Genomic DNA, 20,973 nt, shown 5'->3' with positions numbered 1-20,973 from the left:
TCTCACCCCGTACTTGCACACGGGCGGGGTGAGCGTTCGCGCAGACGGTACGGGCGCGAGCCGCCCGGACAGGCCCTACTCGGAAACCGCGGCCCGGAACCCCGTGTTGACCGCGGTCAGCCCGCCGTCCACGCACAGCGACGTGCCCGTGATCCACTCCGCGTCCGACGACGCGAGGAACGCGACCGCCTTCGCGATGTCCTCCGGTTCGCCGACCCGGCCGAGCGGGTAGAGGGAGCTGACCCGGTCGAGCTCGGCCTCGCGGCCCGCCCAGGCGTCGGTGCGGATCGTGCCGGGCACGACGAGGTTGGCCCGCACGCCGCGCGGTCCGGCGTGGCCGGCGAGCGTACGGGTGAGGCTCGCCAGGCCCGCCTTGGCGGCGCTGTAGGCGTGGTTGCCGAAGTCCTGCATGCCGTTGACCGAGCCGATGGAGACGATCGCGCCCCGCCCGGACGCGGCGAGGTGCGGCATCGCGGCGCGTGAGCAGCGGTAGGCGCCGCCGAGGGTGATGTCCAGGTCGCGGTGCCAGGTCTCGTCCGGCTCGTCCTCGAAGAGCATGCTGTCGAGGCTGCACGAGTACGCGTTGTTGACCAGGACGTCGAGCCCGCCGAACGTCTCCACGGCGTACGCCACCGCCGCGTCGACCGCCGCCCGGTCCGCCACGTCGCAGCCCAGCGCCTCGGCCACGCGCCCGTCCGCCCGGATCTCCGCCGCCACGGACTCCGCCCGGCTACCGTCCAGGTCGGTGACGAGGACGCGGGCGCCCTCGGCGGCCAGCAGGCGGGCGGTGGCGGCGCCGATGCCCCGGCCCGCGCCGGTGATGAGGACGGCGTACCCGTCGAAGCGCGCAGGAGTCATAGCGCCGACCGTACCGCGCGGACCAGGGCCTGGGACCGGGGGTCGGCGGTCACTCCCTTCTGGAGGCCGTTGGTCACGTAGCCGAGGGCGATGCCGGACTCCGGGTCGGCGAAGCCCAGCGAGCCGCCCCGGCCCGGGTGGCCGAAGGAGCCGGGCGCGAGCAGGGGGCTCGCGGGGCCGTGGAGCATGTAGCCCAGCCCGAACCGGGTGTTGACGACGAGGACCTGGTCCGGGCCCGCCGACTCCTCGGTGCGGGCGAGGGTGAGGGTGGCCGGGGCGAACAGCCGGTGGCCGTCGACCGGGCCGATCATCGCCGCGTAGCAGCGGGCCAGGCCGCGGGCGGTCGCGATGCCGTTGGACGCGGGGAGTTCGGCGGCGCGGTAGCCGGGGGCGTTCTCGTCGGGGAGCGGGTCGATGGCGCCGAACGCCCGCCGGGTGAGCGATTCCGGGTCGCGGTAGGCGTCCACGACCGAGCGCTTGGGGCGCATCCGCAGGGCGCCCGTGTTCTCGCCGGCCGGCGGTTCGACCGGGCCGATCCGGCCGATGCGGTGGGCCTCGTCGTCCGGGATGCCGAACCAGAAGTCCAGGCCGAGCGGGCGGGCGATCTCCTCGGCGACCCAGCGGCCGACGGTGCGTCCGGTGACGCGCCGCACGAGTTCGCCGACGAGCCAGCTGTAGGTCTGCGCGTGGTAGCCGTGGGCGGTGCCGGGCTCCCAGGCGGGGCGCTGGGCGGCGACGGCCCGTGCCCCGCTCACCCCGTCGGCGGCCTCGTCGGGGGTCAGCGGCCGGTCCAGGGCGGGGACTCCGGCCCGGTGGGCGAGGAGGTGGCGGACGAGGACGCGTTCCTTGCCGTTCGCCTTGAACTCGGGCCAGTACGTGGAGACCGGGGCGTGCAGGTCGATCTGGCCGCGCTGGTGGAGCAGCAGCGGGACGGCCGCGGCGATGCCCTTGCCGGCGGAGCGGACGACCTGGACGGTGTCGACGGCCCAGGGTTCGGTGCCGTCGACGTCTCTGGTGCCGGCCCACAGGTCGACGACCTTGCGCCCGTGCCGGTAGACGGTGACCGCGGCCCCGCGGTCACCGCGCTGTTCGAAGTTGCGGACGAAGGCGTCCCGGACCGCTTCGAATCCGGGCGCCGCCGTACCCCGTACGTCCACCCCTGCTCCGCTCCCGCTCATCCCCCCATGGTGCACGCCGCCGCAGGTGGGAGGTGGGCCGGGTCACCGCAATTTCACCGGCACGGAACAAATGGGCCCGACGCCGTCACGGTGCCTGGACCGTCACCGAGCGCGGGTCGAAGCCGAAGGGGAGTTCCAGGCGGTGGGCGCGCATCAGCGCGGTGTCGCACAGCAGGTCCTGGGTGCGGTCGTCGGCGGCGATGACCCCGTCGCTGAGGATGACCGCGCGGCCGCACAGCTCCAGCGCGTACGGCAGGTCGTGCGTGACCATCAGGACGGTGACGTCCAACGCGCGCAGGATGTCGGCGAGTTCGCGGCGGGAGGCGGGGTCCAGGTTGGAGGAGGGTTCGTCCAGGACGAGGATCTCCGGCCGCATGGCGAGGACGGTGGCGACGGCGACGCGGCGGCGCTGGCCGAAGGAGAGGTGGTGCGGCGGCCGGGCCGCGTACTCCTCCATGCCGACCTGCTTCAGCGCTTCCATGACCCGCTCCTCCAGCTCGGCGCCGCGCAGCCCGCCGGCGGCGGGCCCGAAGGCGACGTCCTCGCGGACGGTGGGCATGAAGAGCTGGTCGTCTGGGTCCTGGAAGACGATGCCGACGCGGCGGCGGATCTCGGCCATGTGGCGCTTGCCCACCGGCAGCCCGGCGACGTGCACCGATCCCGCGCCCGCCTCCAGGATGCCGTTGAGGTGGAGGACCAGGGTGGTCTTGCCGGCGCCGTTCGGGCCGAGCAGCGCGACGCGTTCGCCGCGCCCGACGGTCAGATCGACGCCGAAGAGGGCCTGGTGGCCGTCGGGGTAGGCGTAGGCGAGGCCGCTGACCTCCAGGGAGGGCGGTACGGGGGCGGGGTCGGGGCTCATACGGTCCATCCCACCAGACACACGGCGAGGGCGAGCAGCGGGAGGGCCGAGGCGTACGCCCACTGGGTGCGTGAGGCGGTCACCTCGTCGATGACCGGCATGGAGCCGGTGTAGCCGCGGCTGACCATGGCGAGGTGGACGCGTTCGCCGCGCTCGTAGGAGCGGATGAACAGGGCGCCGGCCGACTTGGCGAGGACGCCCCACTGCCGTACGCCGCGCGCCTCGAAGCCGCGGGAGCGGCGGGCGATGGACATGCGGCGCATCTCGTCGGTGATCACGTCGCCGTAGCGGATCATGAAGGAGGCGATCTGGACGAGCAGCGGCGGCAGTCTGAGGCGCTGGAGGCCGAGCAGCAGGGAGCGCAGTTCGGTGGTGGAGGCCAGGAGCACGGACGCGGCGACGCCGAGGGTGCCCTTGGCCAGCACGTTCCAGGCGCCCCAGAGGCCGGGGACGCTGACGGAGAGTCCGAGGACGTGGGTCTGCTCGCCGGGCACGACGAACGGCATGAGCACGGCGAACGCGACGAACGGCACCTCGATGAGCAGCCGTTTCAGCAGGAAGCCGGCCGGGATGCGGGCGAGCGCGGTGACGCCCGCGATGAGCAGCGCGTAGAGCCCGAAGGCCCAGACGGCCTCGCGCGGTGTGGAGACGACGACCACGACGAAGCAGAAGACGGCGGCGAGCTTGCAGTGCGGCGGCAGGTCGTGGACCGGCGAGTGCCCGTGCCGGTAGAGCTTGTGGGTGTGACCCGCACCCACGTCAGACCTTCTCGTCGGTGCGGTGGCCGGCGTCGTCGTCGTTCCTGCGGCGGCGGGAGACGATGTAGAAGGCGCCGCTGCCGGCGACGAGGGTGGCGCCGACGCCGATCACGCCGGCGAGTCCGCCGGAGAGCCGGGCGTTGGAGACGTCCTTGACGCCGTAGTCGGCGAGCGGGGAGTCCTTCGCCGCGTGTTCCTTGGCCTCCTTGTCGATGCCCTTGTCGGTGGCGACCTTCTCCAGGCCGTCCGGGTTGGCGGAGGCGTAGTAGGAGACGAAGCCGGCCAGCACGAGGGCGGTGATCAGGCCGGTGGCCCACAGGCCGCGGGTCGAACGGCGGGCGGGGGCGGGCTCGGGCGTGGGCGCGGGGGCGTCGACCAGTTCGCCGTCGACGCGCAGCTTGAGCGGGGCTGCGAGACCGCGCGCGCCGTGGACCAGGTCGGGGCGGACAGCGATGACGGCGCCGACGGTCAGCGCGGTGATCAGGGCCTCGCCGAGGCCGATGAGGACGTGCACACCGACCATGGCGGTGAAGACCTTGCCGATCGGGATGTCCGTGGTGCCGCCGATCCAGTACATCAGCGTGAAGGCGCAGGCGGCGGCCGGTACGGAGACCAGCGCGGCGACGAAGGAGGCGACGGTCATGGAGCGGCGGGTGCGCGGCAGCACACCGACCAGGCCGCGGAAGAGGGCGTACGCGACGACGGTCGTCACGATGCCCATGTCGAGGATGTTGACGCCGAGCGCGGTGAGCCCGCCGTCGGCGAAGAGGATGCCCTGCATGAGCAGGACGACGGATATGCAGAGCACGCCGGTATAGGGCCCGACGAGGATCGCGGCCAGCGCCCCGCCGAGCAGATGGCCGCTGGTGCCGGCCGCCACGGGGAAGTTCAGCATCTGCACGGCGAAGATGAAGGCGGCGACGAGCCCGGCCAGGGGCGCGGTCCGCTCATCGAGTTCGCGGCGGGCCCCCCTCAGGCTGACGGCGACGGCACCGGCGGCGACGACGCCCGCCACGGCGGATACAGGTGGGTTGATGAATCCGTCGGGTACATGCATGGGGGAGGCTCCGCTTCCTGCGTTCCTGCGTTGCTGCGCCGGGTGCGCGGGGTCATGAACCTCTCGCGGGTCATGAACCTCTCAATGATAGGACCCTGTTGCGAATGATTCGCAAGAGCACGTCAGTCACAACTGCACAGGACTCCCATGATGCTCTTTACGTAAAATATGGGACATTAGAGGACAAAGCTACATACACAGGAGGAGAGCCGGCCCATGTCCCCCGTGATCCATGAACATGCCAGAGCCCGGCTCGTCACCGATGCCCGCGACCTGCCCGTCGTCCCGGTCGAGCTGCGGTACGACAGCTCCGACACCCCCGCCACCGTCCGCGTCGCCTACCCCGGCGGCACGGAGTGGGCGGTCGAGCGCGAGTTGCTGGAGCGGGGGCTGCGCTACCCGGTCGAGCGGGACGGCTGGCGGATATGGCCGTGCGGCCGGGTGCAGCTGGTCGTGGAACGGCACGACGCGGCCGGCGTCGACGTGGTCCAGTTCGACAGCGCCCCGCTGGTCCGCTTCATACGGCGTACGCACCGCGAGGCCCCGGCGCCCGAGGCCACCCGCGCCTGAACTCGGACATGGCGAGAGCCCCCGTGCACGACGCACGGGGGCTCTCGTCGCCCCGGTCCCCCGTCCCCACAGGTAACCCGGGCTCCCGGGGCCGCGCCCCGCGTCGGACGCGGCCCCGGAGTTCAGCGGCCTCTCCGGTCCCAGCGGCCCCGGAGTTCAGCGGCTCTCCCGGCCGAGCGGCTCCCGGGGCTCAGCGGCCCCGGGAGCCGGTCGGCTCAGACGCGGACCAGCTCGCGCTCGCCCCCGGCGTCCGGGCCGGAGTCGCCGGCCGACGGCTCGTCCAGATCCTTGCGCAGCCCCTCGCCCTCGACGTCCACATTGGGCAGGGCCCGGTCCAGCCAGCGCGGCAGCCACCAGGCGCGCTTGCCGAGCAGCGCCAGAACGGCGGGCACGATGGCCATGCGGACGACGAACGCGTCGAAGAAGACTGCGATGGCGAGCGAGAAGCCGATCATCTTGATCATCGACTCGCTGGAGCCGATGAACCCGGAGAAGACCGCCATCATGATCACGGCCGCGGCCGTGACGACCCGGGCCCCGTGGTTGAAGCCGGTGACGATGGCCTGGCCGGGCTTCTCGCCGTGGACGTACGCCTCACGCATCCGGGTGACGAGGAAGACCTCGTAGTCCATCGCCAGGCCGAAGACCACGCCCACCATGAAGATCGGCATCATCGACATGATCGGGCCGGTCTGCTCGACCCCGAAGAGCGAGGCGAGCCAGCCCCACTGGAAGACCGCGACGACCGCGCCCAGGGCCGCGACGACCGAGAGCAGGAAGCCGAGCGCCGCCTTGAGCGGCACCAGCACGGACCGGAAGACGACCATCAGCAGCAGGAAGGCGAGGCCGACGACGAGTGCCAGGTAGGGCAGCAGCGCGTCGTTCATCTTCTGCGAGAAGTCGATGTTCATCGCGGTGGAGCCGGTGACGAGCACCTCGGCGCCGGTGTCGGACTTGATGTCCTTGCCCGCGTCGCGGATCGCGTGGACCACGTTCTCCGTCTCGACGGAGCTGGGCCGGTCCTTCGGGACGACGGTGATCATCGCCGCGTCGCCGGCCTTGTTGAAGGTGGCCGGGGTGACGGCGACGACGCCCTTCATGTCGGCGATCTCGTCGCCGACCTGCTTGGCCGCGGCCTTGCCGTCGGCGCTGCCCTCCGTGTCCACGACGACCAGCAGCGGGCCGTTGAAGCCGGGGCCGAAGCCGTCGGAGAGCAGGTCGTAGGCGCGGCGCTGGGTGGTGCTGGTGGGCTGGGAGCCGTCGTCCGGCAGGCCCATCTCCAGCGAGGCGGCCGGCACGGCGATGGCGCCGAGGCCCAGGACGCCGACGAGCAGCACCCACACCGGCTTGCGCAGCACGAACCGGGCCCAGCGGGTGCCCATGTTCGGCTTCGCCTCGGGCCGGTTCTCCGCCTCGGCGGCCTTGCGCGCCCTGCGTCCCAGGACCCGCTTGCCCGCGAAGCCCAGCAGGGCCGGGACGAGGGTCAGCGCGATGAGGACGGCGATGGCGACGGTGCCGGCCGCGGCGAAGCCCATCTTGGACAGCATCGGGATGTTGACGACGGCCAGGCCGACCAGCGCGATGACCACGGTGAGCCCGGCGAAGACGACCGCGGACCCGGCCGTGCCGACCGCCCGGCCCGCCGCCTCCTCGCGTTCCCGGCCCTCGGCCAGTTCGGCGCGGTAGCGGGAGACGATGAACAGCGCGTAGTCGATGCCGACGGCGAGGCCGATCATCATCGCGAGGGTGGAGGTGGTGTTGCCCAGGTCGAGCACGTTGGCCAGGGCGGTGATCGTGGAGACACCGATGCCGACGCCGATCAGCGCGGTCAGCAGGGGCAGCCCGGCCGCGATGAGCGAGCCGAAGGTGACGACGAGCACGACGGCGGCGATGGCCACACCGATGACCTCGGTGGCGCCGGTCTCCGGCATCACCTGAAGGGCGTCACCGCCGATCTCCACGGTCATCCCGCTCTTCTGCGCCGTCTCGCCCGCGTCCTCCAGGGCGTCGCGGGTCGCGTCGGTCAGCTCCATCGAGTTGACCTTGTAGGTGACGGAGATGTACGCGGTCGAGCCGTTCTTGGAGACGGCATCGCCCTCGTACGGGTCGACGACCGAGGCGATCTGGTCGGAGCCGGACTTCAGCTCCTGGGTGATCTTGTTGACCTCGGCCTTGTTGGCCGGGTCCGTCACCTTCTCGTGCTCGGGTGCCTTGAAGACGACGCGCGCGGTGGCACCGTCGGCACTGGCGGCGGGAAAGCGCTGTTCCAGCAGGTCGAAGGCCTTCTGGGCCTCGGTACCCGGGATCGAGAAGGAGCTGGAGGTGGCGGTCGACGCGGAGGCCGCGCCGACTCCGGCGAGGGCCAGCAGTGCCACCCAGATCAGGGCGACATAGCGGCGGCGCCGGAAGGCGAGCCGTCCGAGCTTGTAGAGGAATGTGGCCACGGGGGCGTACTCCCGGTCAGGTCGGTGAGTGGAAATGGGCGTGAGGAACCAGCCCGACGACGAGAGCGGCGTGTCAGGTGGAGCTTGGGGAGAGGGCCGTGCGGGAAAGCGCGCGGGGACCGATGCGGTCAGGCTCCGAGAGCGGGGATGATCACGGAGTCGACGTAGTCGAGGAGGAATGCCTGGTCGACGGGGCGGTCCTCGACCAGCTGCCGGGTGGCGAAGGCACCGATCAGCATGTGCGGTACATATCTGAGCGCCGGATTGTCCGGGCTCACCTCTCCCCGTTCCACGGCGCGGCGCAGCAGCTTGTCGAGACCCGTCATCTCGGGTTCGACCAGCAGTTCACGCAGGGCCTGGAGGAGGTCGGGATTGTTGTGGACGGCATGGCTCAGACCCCGCATCAGCGCGGCGTCCTTCTCCATCTGACAGTCGTCACTGCGGCTGAGAACGGCATGGAAGTCACCACGGAGCGAGCCGGTGTCGACGTCGCCGAGGGTGCCGGGTTTGTTGTGCCGCAGAGCCGTGACGACGAGCGCCGGCTTGTTCCCCCACTGGCGGTAGAGGGTGGCCTTGCTGGAATGCGTACGCGCGGCGACGGCGTCCATCGTGAGGGCGTCGTAGCCGACCTCGCGGAGCAGGTCGAGCACGGCGGCGTACAGCTCGCTCTCACGCTCGGGCGTGAGCCGTGTGCGTGCCATGGGTCGACCTCCTTCCTCCGTGGGCCCGGCGGGCGGCGCGTAAGCTGCGCATAAGTAAATCGAACGAAACTGTTTCGTACACGAGAACGGTACTGCACCGCTCCAGCGAAACGGAATGGTTTCGCTTGTGTCCCGCGCCACAGAGCGCGCGGACATCCCCCTGAGTTGCCGCCGCCCCCGCGCGCGGAAAGCATGGGTGGGGTGAGTGACGACGTCTCGTATCTCCGGTTCCCGCACCTCCACGAGGATCTGCTCTGCTTCGCGGCCGAGGACGATCTCTGGGTCGCCCCGCTCGCCGCCGAGGGGGAGCGTCCGGGCCGGGCCTGGCGGCTGACCGTCGACCGCACCCGGGTCAGCCATCCGCGTTTCTCCCCCGACGGGACCCGGATCGCGTACACGACCTGGCGCACCTTCGACCCCGAGATCCACCTCGCCCCGGTCGCCGGCGGCCCGGCCCGCCGGCTCACCTACTGGGGCTCGACCGACGCCCGGGTCTGCGGCTGGTCGCCCGACCCCGGCGACGCCTCGCAGATCCTCGCCGTCTCCTCGCACCGCCAGCCGTTCTCGTACTTCTCCTGGGCCTACAGCGTCCCCACCGACGGCAGCCCCGGCGGCAAACTGCCCTGGGGCCCCGTCTCGGACATCGCCGTCGCCGACATCGACGGCGAGCGCCGCACCCTGCTCCTCACCGGCACCCCGCCGCACGAACCGGCCGCCTGGAAGCGCTACCGGGGCGGGGCGACGGGACGGCTCTGGCTGCACGGCGAGCGGCTGCTCCCGGACATCGGCGGGCACCTGGACTCCCCCATGTTCGTCGGCGGCCGGATCGCGTTCCTCTCCGACCACGAGGGCGTCGGCAACCTCTACTCATGCCGCCCCGACGGCTCCGGACTGCGCCGGCACACCGACCACGACGCGTTCTACGCGCGGCACGCGTCGAGCGACGGGCGGCGCGTGGTCTACCAGTGCGCGGGCGAGCTGTGGCTCGTGGACGACCTGGAGACGCCCGACGCCGTACCCCGCAGGCTGGAGGTCCGCCTCGGCGGCCCGCGCGCCGGACGGCGTACGTACCAGGTCCCGGCCGCGAGCAACGTGGACGCCCTGTCCGTGGACGAGACCGGCCGGGCGAGCGCCGTGTCGGTACGCGGCAGCCTGTACTGGCTCACGCACCGCGACGGGCCCGCCCGCACCATCTCCGACACCCCCGGCGTCCGGGTGCGGCTGCCGGAGATGCTGGGCAGCGGCGGCCAGGTCGCGTACGTCACCGACGCGGAGGGCGAGGACGCGATCGAGATCGCCCAGCTGCCGCGCGCCAGCGGCGACCGCCCGACGCGCCGCCTCGCCTCCGGCCTGATCGGCCGGGTCCAGGAGCTGGTCGCCGACCCGGACGGCGAACGCCTCGCCATCGCCTCGCACGACGGCCGCCTGCTCCTCCTGGACACCGACGAGGAGACGTCGACCGGCGAGCCGGCCGAGCTGATCCGCTCCGTCAACGGCCCGGTGCGCGACCTCGCCTTCTCCCCGGACGGCGCCTGGCTGACCTGGTCGCACCCCGGCATCGGCCGCTCGCTGCGCAAGATCAAGCTGGCCCGCATCCTGGGCCCCGGCGACCCCGCGATCGTGGACGTCACCAACGGCCGCTTCGAGGACGAGAACCCGGTCTTCACGGGCGACGGCCGCTATCTCGCGTTCCTGTCCTGGCGCGGCTTCGATCCGGTGTACGACGTGCACACCGGCGACCTGTCCTTCCCGCTCGGCTGCCGCCCCTACCTGGTCCCGCTCTCCTCGGCGACCCCGTCCCCCTTCGCCCTGCTCCCCGACGGCCGGCCGGCGGCGGGCGGCCTCGACCCCATCGACACCGCCGAGGCCGGGGCGGCCGAGGGCTCGACGGTCACCGTCGAGTTCGAGGGCCTGGAGAGCCGGGTCACGCCCTTCCCGGTCTCCGCGTCCAAGTACTCGGCGCTGCACCCGGTCAGCGGCGGGGGGCTGGTGTGGCTGCGCTGGCCGATCTCCGGGGCGCTCGGCGAGACCTTCGCCAACCCGTCGGACATGTCCGGCCGGCCGACCCTGGAGCACTTCAGCATCGCCAAGGCGAAGAAGACCGAACTGGTCAGCCATCTCGACTGGTTCGCCGTCAGCGGCGACGCCTCCCGCCTGGTCGTCATGGACGACGGCGAACTGCGCGCGGTCCCCGCCACGGAACCCGGCGACCTCGACTCGACCGTCTACCTGGACCTGCGCCGCATCCTGCACGAGGCGGACCCGGCGGCGGAGTGGCGGGGCGCGTACGACGAGGCGGGCCGCATCATCCGCTCCTACTTCTGGGAGCCGGACATGTGCGGCATCGACTGGCCGGCGGTCCTGGACCAGTACCGCCCCCTGGTCGAACGCGTCGCCACCCCCGACGAGTTCGCCGACCTCCTGCGCGAAGTCCTCGGCGAACTGGGCACCTCCCACGCGTACGTCTCCCCCGCCCGCCGCAACGAGGGCCCGCCGCACTACCAGCGCGCGATCGGCCTGCTGGGCGCCAACTTCGCCTGCCGCGACGGCGAATGGACCCTGCTGCGCATCCTCCCCGGCGACTCCTCCGACTCCAAGGCCCGCTCCCCGCTGGCCGGTACGGGCATCCGCGAGGGCGCGGTCCTCACCCATGTGGACGGCCGCCCGGTCGACCCGGTCACCGGCCCCTACCCCCTGCTCGCCGCGGCGGGCGGCACCACGGTCGAGCTGACCTTCCGCCCGGCCGAGGGCCAGGGCCGCTCCCGCCGCGTGGCGGTCGTCCCCCTCATCGACGAGCGCCCGCTGCGCTACCAGGACTGGGTCGCCAAGCGCCGCGAGGTCGTACGGGGCCTGAGCGGCGGCCGCTGCGGCTACCTCCACATCCCGGACATGGGCGGCTCCGGCTGGGCCCAGTTCAACCGCGACCTGCGCATGGAGGTCTCCCGCCCGGCGCTGATCGTGGACGTACGGGGCAACGCGGGCGGCCACATCAGCGAGCTGGTCGTCGAGAAACTCACCCGCACCATCCTCGGCTGGGACTTGACCCGCAACGCCCAGCCCGTCTCGTACGCCTCCAACGCCCCCCGGGGCCCGGTCGTCGCCCTCGCCGACGAGGCCACCTCCTCCGACGGCGACATGATCACCGCCGCGTTCCGCCTGCTGAAACTGGGCCCGGTGGTGGGCCAGCGCACCTGGGGCGGCGTGGTCGGCATGACCGGCCGCCACCGCCTGGGCGACGGCACGGTGATCACGGTCCCGATGAACGCGGCGTGGTTCGACACGTACGGCTGGTCGGTCGAGAACCACGGCGTCGAACCGGACGAGGAGGCCCTGCGCACCCCCCTGGACTGGGCAGAGGGCCGCCACGCGGTCCTGGACGACGCGGTCCGCATCGCCCTGGACCTACTGGCCGCCCACCCCCCGGCCACACCACCGACGTACGAGACAGCCCCGAACCGCCGCCGACCGGCGCTGCCACCGCGGTAGGAGGACCCTCAATACTCGACAGCAGGGCTGCTCCCTGACACGTCGTGCTCGGGGCGGGCTGGACCCGGTAGCGGTCAGAGCCTCAGCATGAAGGCGGGGTCTATGCCCATCGCGGCCACGCCCTCGCGCACCGAGTGGTGGAAGTGCTTGATCTCTGACACGAGGACATCCCAACTCACGGGCGTGGTCCAGAAGTCCGGCGTGGCGACGGAGCCGATCCGCCAGCCCTGACCAGAGTTCGCGATGCGGATCATCCCCGTCTCAGCCTGCATCGAGTCGAGCTCGAAGTCCTCATGGCCGGCATGGGGACGCTGGAGCCAGAGCGCCACGTGATACGCCAACTCGGCCACGGGGAACTGCCCCTCGGACCACGCCGTCCGCCCTCGTTCCCAGATTGACAGCTCTGCCTCGATATCAAGAAGCAGCACCTCCACGGGAGCCTCATGCGGAGTGAGGCCCCGCTGCGGCAGATCCGACAGGCCGAAGTCTCGACAGGCCAACCGCAACTGCCCCGCCTCACAAGGTCTGGGGCCCTCTACGCGTCCGGGCCACCCAAATGTCAACGACCGTACCAGCACGCTTCAGGTGCCGCGCGGTAGCGGATGGGCGGGATTCCGCGGGCCGAACACCGGCAGGAGCTGCCGCCACGTGCAGCCCGATGCGGCTACAGAGGTGATCGCGGCCAGGGCCTCACGGTCACCCGCCCACCTCCCCGCGGGCCTCCAGACATCAGGAAGATGGTTCGTTCGCGGAAGAGGAACCCTCTTGCATCAACTACTTGATTCCCGACCCATCACCATGAGGACCCAAGGGCCCAGCAACCCCGGTGGGTTCATGGCTCATTCCTTCCTCTCTCGGAGTCAACGCAACGCCAGTACCGCCACCCCGAGAAGCGCCACGCCCCCGAACCAACCCAGCGTTCTCACGACGACACCCCATCCAGAGATTCCGGCAACAGCGGCCACGCCCGTGCCGCTCTCCCGCCTCAGGGAGGACGGCTCGGACCAGAGGTAGGCCGGCACACCCGAGCCAAGAAGCACGCAGGCTGCGAGCCAGTAGCCGGCGCTGACGGCGCGCAGAGAACCTCTCATGCAGATATCCGTGAGAACGATGAGAAAGGCAAGCAGAACAGCCCACTTGAGCCATGCCAGCGCGATGAACCGCCAATAGAGAATGGGGACCAGGATGGAAAGTCCGCCCAGGCTGGACAGCGGATCGGCCGAGTCGAGCGACACGCCTTCGTCTGCGGTGCCGAGGCGCAGCCGAATCAAGTCGGTGAACTCCTCTTGCGCATCCGGACTGCCGGGAGTTTCCGCGGAATGGTAGGTGAGTTCCTTGTCACCCAAGAGCCCGACGGACCAACGTGCCCGCACTTCCATCGGAGAGACGTAAACAACATGCATCGCCGTCGCCCGCCCGCTCCGCAGGTCGCTCAGCAGCTCAGACATGTCAGCTCCCCGCGGAAAGACATTGGACGCCGCCGCCAGGCATCCCAGCAGGATCATCAGTATTGCGCCTGCCCGAATTGCCCTGCGCGCTGACGTCATACCCGCAAGTCCTTCCATCACGCGTAGGTGAAGGCTCCCCCGTACGGGGCGGGCTGTCGGCCCCCGATGCCGAGAGGGCGCAGCCGCGCAGATCGTAGTCGGCTGGGCCCAAGACCCGGCCGGCGGCTACCGTTTCCGGCGGGTGCGGGTGCGGTCAGGCGTCGTTGGGGTCGTTGGGGTCGTTGACGTCGGCCGGTGTCGTCTCGCTGAGCATGGCGAGGGTCAGGACGTTGCCGGAGATGCCCCAGCCGCCGTCGGTGACCTCTTCGACCAGCACCATGGTGTTGTCGCGGGCGCGTTCGCCGTAGAGCTCGACGTACAGCTCGGTGGTGCGGGTGACGATCTCCTGCTTCTGCTTCGGGGTGAGGGTGTTCTCAGGGACCTTGAAGTTCGCGAAGGGCATGGCTGGTTGTTCCTCTTCTCAGTGGGGTGAAGGGTGCCTGCGGGCAGTGGTCAGATGATTCCGCCGTTGGCGCGGATGACCTGTCCGTTGATCCAGTGGCCGGCCGGTGCGGCCAGGAACGCCACGACCTCGGCGATATCGGCCGGGGTGCCGAGGCGCTCCAGCGGGGGCTGGGCGGCGAGGCGGGCGATGGTCTCCTCGTCCTTGCCGTCGAGGAAGAGGTCGGTGGCCGTGGGGCCGGGCGCGACGGTGTTGGCGGTGACGTCCCGGCCCCGCAGCTCCCGGGCCAGGATCAGCGTCAGCGCCTCGACCGCGCCCTTGCCGGCGGCGTACGCGCCGTAGCCCGGGAAGGCGAGCCCCACCACGGAGGTGGAGAACGTCACGATCGCGCCGCCGGGGCGCACCCGCCGGGCCGCCTGCTGGACGACGACGAACGTGCCGCGGACGTTGGTGCGGAGCAGGTCGTCCAGGACGGCCAGGTCCAGCTCGGCGATCGGTGCCAGGTGCATCCGCCCGGCCGCGTGGACGACGACGTCGACCCCGCCGAACTCCGCTTCGGCCGTGTCGAACAGGGCCGCGACCGCGTGTTCGTCGGCGACGTCGGCGCGTACCGCGATCGCCCGGCCGCCACCGGCGACGGCCTCCTTCACGGCTGCCTCGGCCTCGGCCCGGTTGCCGGCGTAGCCGACCACGACGGCGTACCCGTCGGCGGCCAGCCGGCTGACGGTACGGCGGCCGATACCGCGCGAGCCGCCGGTGACGATTGCGACACGGGGTGAGGCGGAGGGCTGGGCCGAGGCGGCGGTCCCTTCGAAGGGAGTGGGGGTGGGCATGGCTGACTCCTGTGGTGAGTGGGGGCGGGGCCGCCGGCTCTCCGTTGCCCCGCTGTCTCCTCCACGATCCGCCGGTTCCCCGACCCCAGCCAGGGCTGCGTCCACCCGGGGGATGCCACCCCCTGGCTGCGCTCCGGCGTACGAGGGACGATGGAGGGGTGAACCTGCCAGAACTCGGCGCCTTCCTCAGGACGCGCCGCGACCGCATCCGCCCCGCCGAGGTCGGTCTCCCCCAGGGCCCGCGCCGGCGCGTCCCCGGGCTGCGCCGCGAGGAGGTCGCCCAGCTGGCGGGGCTGTCGGCCGACTACTACACCGAGCTGGAACGCGGCAGCACGAAGAACGGGGTGCAGCCGTCGGCCCAGACCCTGGCCGCCCTCGCCCGAGCCCTGCGCCTGAACGGCGACGAGCGCGACCACCTGTTCCACCTGGCCGAACGGCTGGTGCCGCCGTCCGCACACGGGCCATCGGCACATGTGCAGCCCGCGCTCCTCGGACTCCTGGACCGGCTGTCCAACACCCCCGCACGCGTCATCACCGACCTGCACGAGACCCTGGTGGAGAACGACCTGGCCCGGACCCTGCTCGGCAGCTCCCCGGCCCACCGCGGCCCGGCGGCGAGCTTCGTGTACCGCTGGTTCACCGACCCGCGGGCGCGCGAGATCTACCCGCGCGAGGACCACCCGCGGCACTCCCGGGTGTTCGTGGCCGATCTCAGGGCAGCGGCCGCCCGGCGCGGCCGGGACGCGGAGGTCACGAAGATGACCGCCGTGCTGCGCCGCCGCAGCCCGGAGTTCTCGGCCCTCTGGGACACCCACGACGTCGCGGTGCGCCGCATGGACCACAAGCGGATCGTCCACTCCATGCTCGGCGTCATCGAACTCGACTGCTACAACCTCCTCAGCGAGGACGGACGCCAACGCCTGCTGTGGTTCACCGCCCCGCCCGGAAGCCCGGGAGCCGAGCAACTGGAACTGCTGTCCGTCGTGGGAACCCAGGAGATGGGCGTCACGCGGGACTAGGACCTGTCATCCGTCTCGTCCGCGTACAGCTCCGACGTGTCCGCGTCACGGAGCTTCTCGATCACCCGCCGAAGGTCGTCGAAGGCACGCTGTTCCTCCCGGGGGGAGACCCGGCCGCCGGACAGAAGACTGTCCCGCGCTCCCCGGGCCCGGGTATAGGCGTCGAAGCAGATCAGGACCTGCTCGACAAGGGCCTGAGGCGGTGGGGAGGGCTGCTGCGCAGGCATGACTCGACTCTCGTCCGGCCGGAATTTGCTGGTCAAAGGGAAGAGGGGCGCCGAGAAGGCGTTCCGGGCGGATCTTGCGGCGCACACCGAGAATGCGGGGCGTGCGGTACGTGCGGTGCGTGACGACGAACCGGGCCCTCGGCCTGCGGGCGTCGCTCCGCCCGGAGGGAGGCAGCGCTCTGCTCCGGGTTGATGAACGGGGCTCCGCGCAGGTCCGCTTCAAGCACGTCAGGGCCGACGGCGAGCCCGCTCGACGGCTTCCCGCACACGCGGCCGGCCGTACGACGGTTCAGCTCACCACGCGGCCGGACGGCTTCACAGCCACGCGGCCGGACGGCTTCACAGCCACGCGGGCGGACAGGAAACGGCAGGGGCATGGCACGCCTTCCCGGGCACGACGACAGAACTGCCGACCAGACTTCCCGGCGCACCACCCGTCCCGAAGAACGAGCCACCACCCATGCTAGCCCGGCGCCCCACGGCGCCCTCGGCCAGCGCCGGGTTCACCGGGCCCGCCGGGTTCGACGTGCCGAAGGTCCGCCCGCCCCCTGCGCAGAGTCAGCCGGGCCCGGGATCGTCGTGGATGGTCAGTGCTCCGGCGAGGTCGAGGTCGGCGACGGTCCCGTGCGCCCCGGCGCGGACGAGCAGCACCGCGCCGAGCGCGGTGCTCCAGAACGTCCTGGCCTCCACATCGAGCGGTCGCCGGGCCTGCCAGCCCCGCCCGTCGATGAGCCGGCTCACGAAGCGCTCGGACTGCCGGAACAGCAGCTGGAGGTGCTGGTCGACCACGGGGGCCAGTTCGGGCTTGGAGATCCCGGCGGCGAGTGCGCGCGCGACCGACGGGAGCGAGGGCATGGCCAGTACGGCGCGGGCGATGTTGCGCCGAAATGTCGCCGCGTCAGGGGCCTGGCGGCCGATGCGCTCGATCCGTCGGGCGTCGTGCAGCAGGCCGAGGAACGCGGCGTGCACGAGCAGCGAGTCCTTGGAGCCGAAGTGGTACGTGACCTGGTTGGGGAAGGCACCCGCCGCGTTCGCGATCTCCGCGACGCTCACCTCGGCCCCGGGGCGCTCCTTGCAGAGCTGTGCGGTTGCCTCGATCAGCCGGCGCCTCGTCGTGCGACCGCGGTCACGCGACGGAGCGGATGTCGGTCGGGCTTCGGTTCGCTTCTTCGCCACCCTCGAATTGTATGTGATACAACAAAGCCGTTCTCTTGTATCGCATACAAGAAAGGTTGAAGGGCATGCACCGGACTGAAGTCGTCGTGACCGGACTCGGCGCGATCACACCGCTCGGGGCAGACGTGGCGTCCACCTGGGACGCCCTGCTTGCCGGCGAATCCGGCATCCGCGGCGGCGTTCTGCCTGGTCACGAGCGTGTCGGCCTTCCCGATGTCCTCGGGGGGACGATGGCGACCGACCCCGCCGGGCTGCTGCCGCCGGTACGGGCCAGGCGGCTCGACCGCTCGCAGCAGGCGGCCCTGGCCGCCGCGGCCGAAGCCTGGGCCGATGCCGGCACCCCGGAGGTGGACCCCGACCGCCTCGCATCGGCGATCGGCACGGGCATCGGTGGCGTACGTACGCTGCTGAAGGAGGACGACGTACTGGAGGCGTCCGGGCCCCGGCGCGTCTCACCCCGTACGGTCCCCATGCTCATGCCCAACGCGGCGGCGGCGCTGATCAGCATCGAATTCGGGGCACGGGCCGGGACCTACACGCCCGTCTCCGCGTGCTCCTCCGGCGCCGAAGCCATCGCCCTGGCCGCCAGGCTCATCCGCGCCGGAGAGGCGGACATCGTCATCGCGGGCGGGACCGAGGCCGCCATCACCCCGATCACCGTCGCCGGCTTCACCCAGGCCCAAGCGCTGTCACGGCACACCGCGGAACCCGCTTCGGCCTCCCGGCCGTTCGCCGCGGACCGCAGCGGATTCGTCCTCAGCGAGGGCGCGGCCGTCATGGTGCTCGAAAGCGCCGAGCACGCCGGCGCCCGGGGCGCCCGCGTCCGCGCGGTGCTCGCGGGCGCCGGCATCGCCGCCGACGCCCACCACATCACGGCGCCCGCTCCCGACGGCCACGGCCAGGTCTCGGCGATGCGCAAGGCCCTGACGCAAGCCGGTCTGGCTGCCGAGCGGATCAGCCACATCAACGCCCACGCCACCGGAACCCCGGTCGGCGACGTCGCCGAGGCCCACGCGATCGGCGAGATCTTCGGCCACGCCACCGTGACAGCCCCCAAGGCGGCGCTCGGCCATCTCTTCGGCGCGGCGGGCGCGATCGAAGCGCTCATCGCGGTCCTCAGCGTGGAGCACGGCGTCATCCCGCCGACCCGCAACCTCACCACGGCCGGAGTCGGCCCCGACATCGATCTGGATGTCGTCACAGAGCGACGGGACGTGCCCCAGGAGGCCGTGCTCAGCAATTCCTTCGGCTTCGGCGGACAGAACGTCTCACTCGTCTTCACCGGAAGTGGGTCCCACTGACGGCACCCTGACAACCACGATGTCACCCTGACCACCACCAGGCACAAGGGCCCCCGAAACCAGGCCCGTTGGTAGGCCGGGTACACCCCGGGCGCGCGCATCCGCCGCGCTCCGCGGTGTTCCGCCGTGCTGGGGAATCCGTGCGACAACGCCCCCGCGCGCGGGGCACCATGGCCGCATGGCGCGACTCCACGACATCGTCTTCGACAGCGCTCGGCCCGCGGCCACGGCCCGCTTCTGGGCGGCGGCCCTGGACGGTTACGCCGTCGCGCCCTACGACGACGCGGAACTGGCCCGCCTGCGCTCCGAAGGCATCACCAGCACCGAGGACGACCCCACCGTGCTGGTGGAGCCGGCCGACGGAGGACCCCGTCTGTGGTTCCAGCTCGTGACGGAGACCAGGACGGTGAAGAACCGCGTACACCTCGACCTGCTCGCCACGGACCCGGAGGCGGAGATCCGACGCCTGACCGCTCTCGGCGCGACTGTCCGGGCCCGGCACACGGACAACATCGTGCTGGCCGATCCGGAAGGCAACGAGTTCTGTCTGTCTCCGACGGATCGGTGAGCGCCAGGCCCGTTCACTGCCGAGACGATCCGCACATGTCCGGTGTGCCCGCGATGTCGATGCGGAACCGGACTTCCGACAACGGTCGATCCAGTCGCAGCGCGAGTGTCGCGCGTCAACCACCCGCGTGAGCATTTCGGGTGATCCTGCATCTCAACGCACCCACGTATTCCCGGATTCCGCGGCCCCATGATGAGAAGGCGCCTCGCGAAAACGAAACGTTGGATACGATGGCGCGTCCAGCCATGTCAAGATCGGGGAGGGATTTTCATGGTGGTGCATCCGCTGGATCAAGGGGACCCGGGCGCTATCTCGGGGTACGTGCTCCAGGGCCGCCTGGGAACGGGGGGAATGGGGGCCGTATACCTGTCGACCACGCGCGGCGGGCAACCGGTCGCCATCAAGACAGTGCGTCCGGATCTTGCGATGGACCCACGATTTCGACAGCGGTTCGAACAAGAGGTTCGGGCCGCTCGACGTGTGCGGGGGCGTTATATCGCAAACGTGTTGGACAGTAACACCGAAGGCCCTATGCCCTGGCTGGCAACAGAATACGTTCCGGGCGTATCTCTGGCGCAGGCTATTTCCAATCACGGGATACTCCCACTCAGAACATGCCTGGGGGTGGCGGCCGGCGTTGCGAGCGCCCTGGAAACCATCCACACCGCCCGCGTCATCCATCGTGACCTCAAGCCCGGCAACATCGTCCTGACGCAAACCTGCTTGTCCGTGATCGACTTCGGTATCGCGCGGGCTCTCGACTCGGATTCCCTGACGGGCGCCAATACCCGCATCGGCACTCCGGCCTTCATGGCTCCCGAACAAATCAAGGGCAATGCGCCGACCACGTCGGCAGCTGACGTGTTTTCCCTGGGATTGACTGTCCATGTCGCCACGACAGGGCTCCATCCCTTCGAGAAAGAATTATTCGCCGCCATCCCTTATCTTCAGGATGACGCACCGGATCTCACCGCTTGCCCGGAGCCGCTGCGGCCCCTGATCGGCCGCTGTTTGGCAATGAACCCCGCTGACCGCCCCACAGCCACCGAGGTGGTTGCCGCGTGCCGGGAGGTGGGCACCCGACTCGGCCTGACCGAGGTGCTGCCCGAGGCCGGGTGGCTGCCCGGACAGTTCACCGAGGTTTCGGTATCGACACCGCCCCCCTCACCCATTCCGGCGGGTAATTTCACAGTTCCACCTCCGCCAGAACCTGCCGCCAGGAATTCGAGAAAAAAGATCGCCGTAGGTTCTACGGTAATTGCCGCCGCAGGAATCGCAGCGCTCACCGTCTGGATCGCCCCCTGGAACGGCAACAGCGACAACGACGAAGGGAACCGCGCCTCGGACAGCAGACCGAGCGCAGGAGCGACCGCTTCCGATTCCCCGGGAGAGCCCCCGGAAGAGTCACCAACGGATTCATCGACAGAACCTCCTGGCACGAAGGAGGACGAAATGAATCTCAAGGAGCGCGTGGACCAAGGGCTGAGGGATTGCGAGAGCGCGAAATCCCTCTACCAGATCGACGGGGCAAATGCCACGCTCTCGTGCAAACCCAGGTACGGTCCGGGCACGGTGATCTCCGAGTTCCAAGCCAACCAGATCGCCGTGACTGTCGCCTCCTTCACCTGGGGTTCAGACGAATACCAGTCGTTTCTCGAAAGCGAGGAGAAGGAAGTCGAGGATGACGGAGCGCGCGGCGAGCAGAAGGCCGACCCGAGCAAGCTCCCACTCCTGGACGTGAACGATTTCCCGTACCGTGGCCCGGTGCAGAATAAAGAGGGAACGAACATCGGCGAAGTATTCACCCACGCGAACGTATGGAAGACCTCCACGATCACCTGGACATTCACGAATGACTATTACGTCGACTCACACGACGAGTACTTCGTGATCACGGCCAAAAGCAAGGACAGGGAAGCGCTCATGAAGTGGTGGAACGACTGGCCCATTTAGGACTGGCCGGTCCCGACACCTCAGCCGGCCCCGAC

The 20,973-nt window shown here is 70.7% G+C and carries 19 protein-coding genes; 6 read left to right on the top strand and 13 right to left on the bottom strand.

Annotated features, from left to right (window positions below):
• Positions 1-75: 75 nt before the first annotated feature.
• The 5 genes from B082_RS0111680 to B082_RS0111660 all read right to left on the bottom strand — a co-directional run bounded on the left by B082_RS0111680 (position 76) and on the right by B082_RS0111660 (position 4,710).
• Entirely contained in the window at positions 76-858 is a 783-nt protein-coding gene (locus B082_RS0111680) for an SDR family NAD(P)-dependent oxidoreductase (RefSeq protein WP_018551979.1), read from the bottom strand.
• Complete coding sequence (locus B082_RS0111675; protein ID WP_018551978.1) at positions 855-2,015, bottom strand: serine hydrolase domain-containing protein; 1,161 nt, start codon at positions 2,013-2,015, stop codon at positions 855-857. The genes B082_RS0111680 and B082_RS0111675 overlap by 4 nt, the downstream gene beginning before the upstream one ends.
• Before the next feature lie 106 nt (positions 2,016-2,121).
• On the bottom strand, positions 2,122-2,895 hold the full coding sequence (locus B082_RS0111670) for an energy-coupling factor ABC transporter ATP-binding protein (protein WP_018551977.1): 774 nt from the start codon (positions 2,893-2,895) through the stop codon (positions 2,122-2,124).
• Entirely contained in the window at positions 2,892-3,653 is a 762-nt protein-coding gene (gene cbiQ, locus B082_RS0111665; RefSeq protein ID WP_018551976.1) for a cobalt ECF transporter T component CbiQ, read from the bottom strand. The genes B082_RS0111670 and cbiQ overlap by 4 nt, the downstream gene beginning before the upstream one ends.
• Before the next feature lies 1 nt (position 3,654).
• Positions 3,655-4,710 (bottom strand): energy-coupling factor ABC transporter permease, encoded by a 1,056-nt coding sequence (locus B082_RS0111660; RefSeq protein ID WP_018551975.1) that lies wholly within the window; start codon positions 4,708-4,710, stop codon positions 3,655-3,657.
• 216 nt (positions 4,711-4,926) lie between these two features.
• Here B082_RS0111660 and B082_RS0111655 point away from each other — a divergent pair, with 216 nt between their 5' ends.
• The gene (locus tag B082_RS0111655; RefSeq protein ID WP_018551974.1) at positions 4,927-5,280 is read left to right on the top strand and encodes an SsgA family sporulation/cell division regulator; all 354 of its coding nucleotides are present in this window, start codon (positions 4,927-4,929) and stop codon (positions 5,278-5,280) included.
• A 215-nt stretch (positions 5,281-5,495) separates the two neighbouring features.
• On the opposite strand, the gene B082_RS0111650 is transcribed toward B082_RS0111655, so the two are convergent.
• Together B082_RS0111650 and B082_RS0111645 are read right to left on the bottom strand one after the other, a co-directional pair.
• Positions 5,496-7,724 carry an MMPL family transporter gene (locus tag B082_RS0111650; RefSeq protein ID WP_018551973.1) on the bottom strand — a complete coding sequence of 743 codons (2,229 nt, stop codon included), beginning with the start codon at positions 7,722-7,724 and terminating at the stop codon, positions 5,496-5,498.
• Between the two features lie 128 nt (positions 7,725-7,852).
• A complete protein-coding gene (locus tag B082_RS0111645; protein WP_018551972.1) occupies positions 7,853-8,425 on the bottom strand; it encodes a TetR/AcrR family transcriptional regulator in 573 nt (190 codons plus the stop codon).
• 201 nt (positions 8,426-8,626) lie between these two features.
• Between B082_RS0111645 and B082_RS0111640 the strand changes: the two genes are divergently transcribed.
• A complete protein-coding gene (locus B082_RS0111640) occupies positions 8,627-11,911 on the top strand; it encodes a S41 family peptidase (RefSeq protein ID WP_018551971.1) in 3,285 nt (1,094 codons plus the stop codon).
• A 74-nt stretch (positions 11,912-11,985) separates the two neighbouring features.
• On the opposite strand, the gene B082_RS36010 is transcribed toward B082_RS0111640, so the two are convergent.
• From B082_RS36010 to B082_RS0111620, 4 genes are all read right to left on the bottom strand, one after another.
• Entirely contained in the window at positions 11,986-12,345 is a 360-nt protein-coding gene (locus B082_RS36010; protein ID WP_018551970.1) for a hypothetical protein, read from the bottom strand.
• A gap of 426 nt (positions 12,346-12,771) precedes the next feature.
• The gene (locus tag B082_RS0111630; protein WP_018551969.1) at positions 12,772-13,359 is read right to left on the bottom strand and encodes a hypothetical protein; all 588 of its coding nucleotides are present in this window, start codon (positions 13,357-13,359) and stop codon (positions 12,772-12,774) included.
• Positions 13,360-13,612: 253 nt separating this feature from the next.
• A complete protein-coding gene (locus B082_RS0111625; RefSeq protein ID WP_018551968.1) occupies positions 13,613-13,861 on the bottom strand; it encodes a tautomerase family protein in 249 nt (82 codons plus the stop codon).
• 50 nt (positions 13,862-13,911) lie between these two features.
• Complete coding sequence (locus B082_RS0111620) at positions 13,912-14,694, bottom strand: SDR family oxidoreductase (protein WP_018551967.1); 783 nt, start codon at positions 14,692-14,694, stop codon at positions 13,912-13,914.
• 158 nt (positions 14,695-14,852) lie between these two features.
• On the opposite strand from B082_RS0111620, the gene B082_RS0111615 reads away from it, so the two are divergent.
• The gene (locus tag B082_RS0111615) at positions 14,853-15,713 is read left to right on the top strand and encodes a helix-turn-helix transcriptional regulator (protein ID WP_018551966.1); all 861 of its coding nucleotides are present in this window, start codon (positions 14,853-14,855) and stop codon (positions 15,711-15,713) included.
• On the opposite strand, the gene B082_RS36005 is transcribed toward B082_RS0111615, so the two are convergent.
• Complete coding sequence (locus B082_RS36005) at positions 15,710-15,940, bottom strand: hypothetical protein (RefSeq protein WP_018551965.1); 231 nt, start codon at positions 15,938-15,940, stop codon at positions 15,710-15,712. The two genes, B082_RS0111615 and B082_RS36005, sit on opposite strands and share 4 nt — an antisense overlap.
• 558 nt (positions 15,941-16,498) lie before the next feature.
• Complete coding sequence (locus B082_RS0111605; protein ID WP_026249680.1) at positions 16,499-17,116, bottom strand: TetR/AcrR family transcriptional regulator C-terminal domain-containing protein; 618 nt, start codon at positions 17,114-17,116, stop codon at positions 16,499-16,501.
• Positions 17,117-17,181: 65 nt separating this feature from the next.
• Here B082_RS0111605 and B082_RS0111600 point away from each other — a divergent pair, with 65 nt between their 5' ends.
• From B082_RS0111600 to B082_RS37905, 3 genes are all read left to right on the top strand, one after another.
• Positions 17,182-18,417 (top strand): beta-ketoacyl-[acyl-carrier-protein] synthase family protein, encoded by a 1,236-nt coding sequence (locus B082_RS0111600; protein WP_018551963.1) that lies wholly within the window; start codon positions 17,182-17,184, stop codon positions 18,415-18,417.
• A 178-nt stretch (positions 18,418-18,595) separates the two neighbouring features.
• Positions 18,596-18,985 carry a VOC family protein gene (locus B082_RS0111595; RefSeq protein WP_018551962.1) on the top strand — a complete coding sequence of 130 codons (390 nt, stop codon included), beginning with the start codon at positions 18,596-18,598 and terminating at the stop codon, positions 18,983-18,985.
• A gap of 270 nt (positions 18,986-19,255) precedes the next feature.
• Complete coding sequence (locus tag B082_RS37905) at positions 19,256-20,938, top strand: serine/threonine protein kinase (protein WP_158688866.1); 1,683 nt, start codon at positions 19,256-19,258, stop codon at positions 20,936-20,938.
• Positions 20,939-20,973 lie beyond the last annotated feature (35 nt).

The organism is Streptomyces sp. ATexAB-D23 (assembly GCF_000373645.1).
GTDB classification, from domain to species: domain Bacteria; phylum Actinomycetota; class Actinomycetes; order Streptomycetales; family Streptomycetaceae; genus Streptomyces; species Streptomyces castrisilvae.
This window is presented reverse-complemented; position numbering and strand designations above follow the sequence as displayed.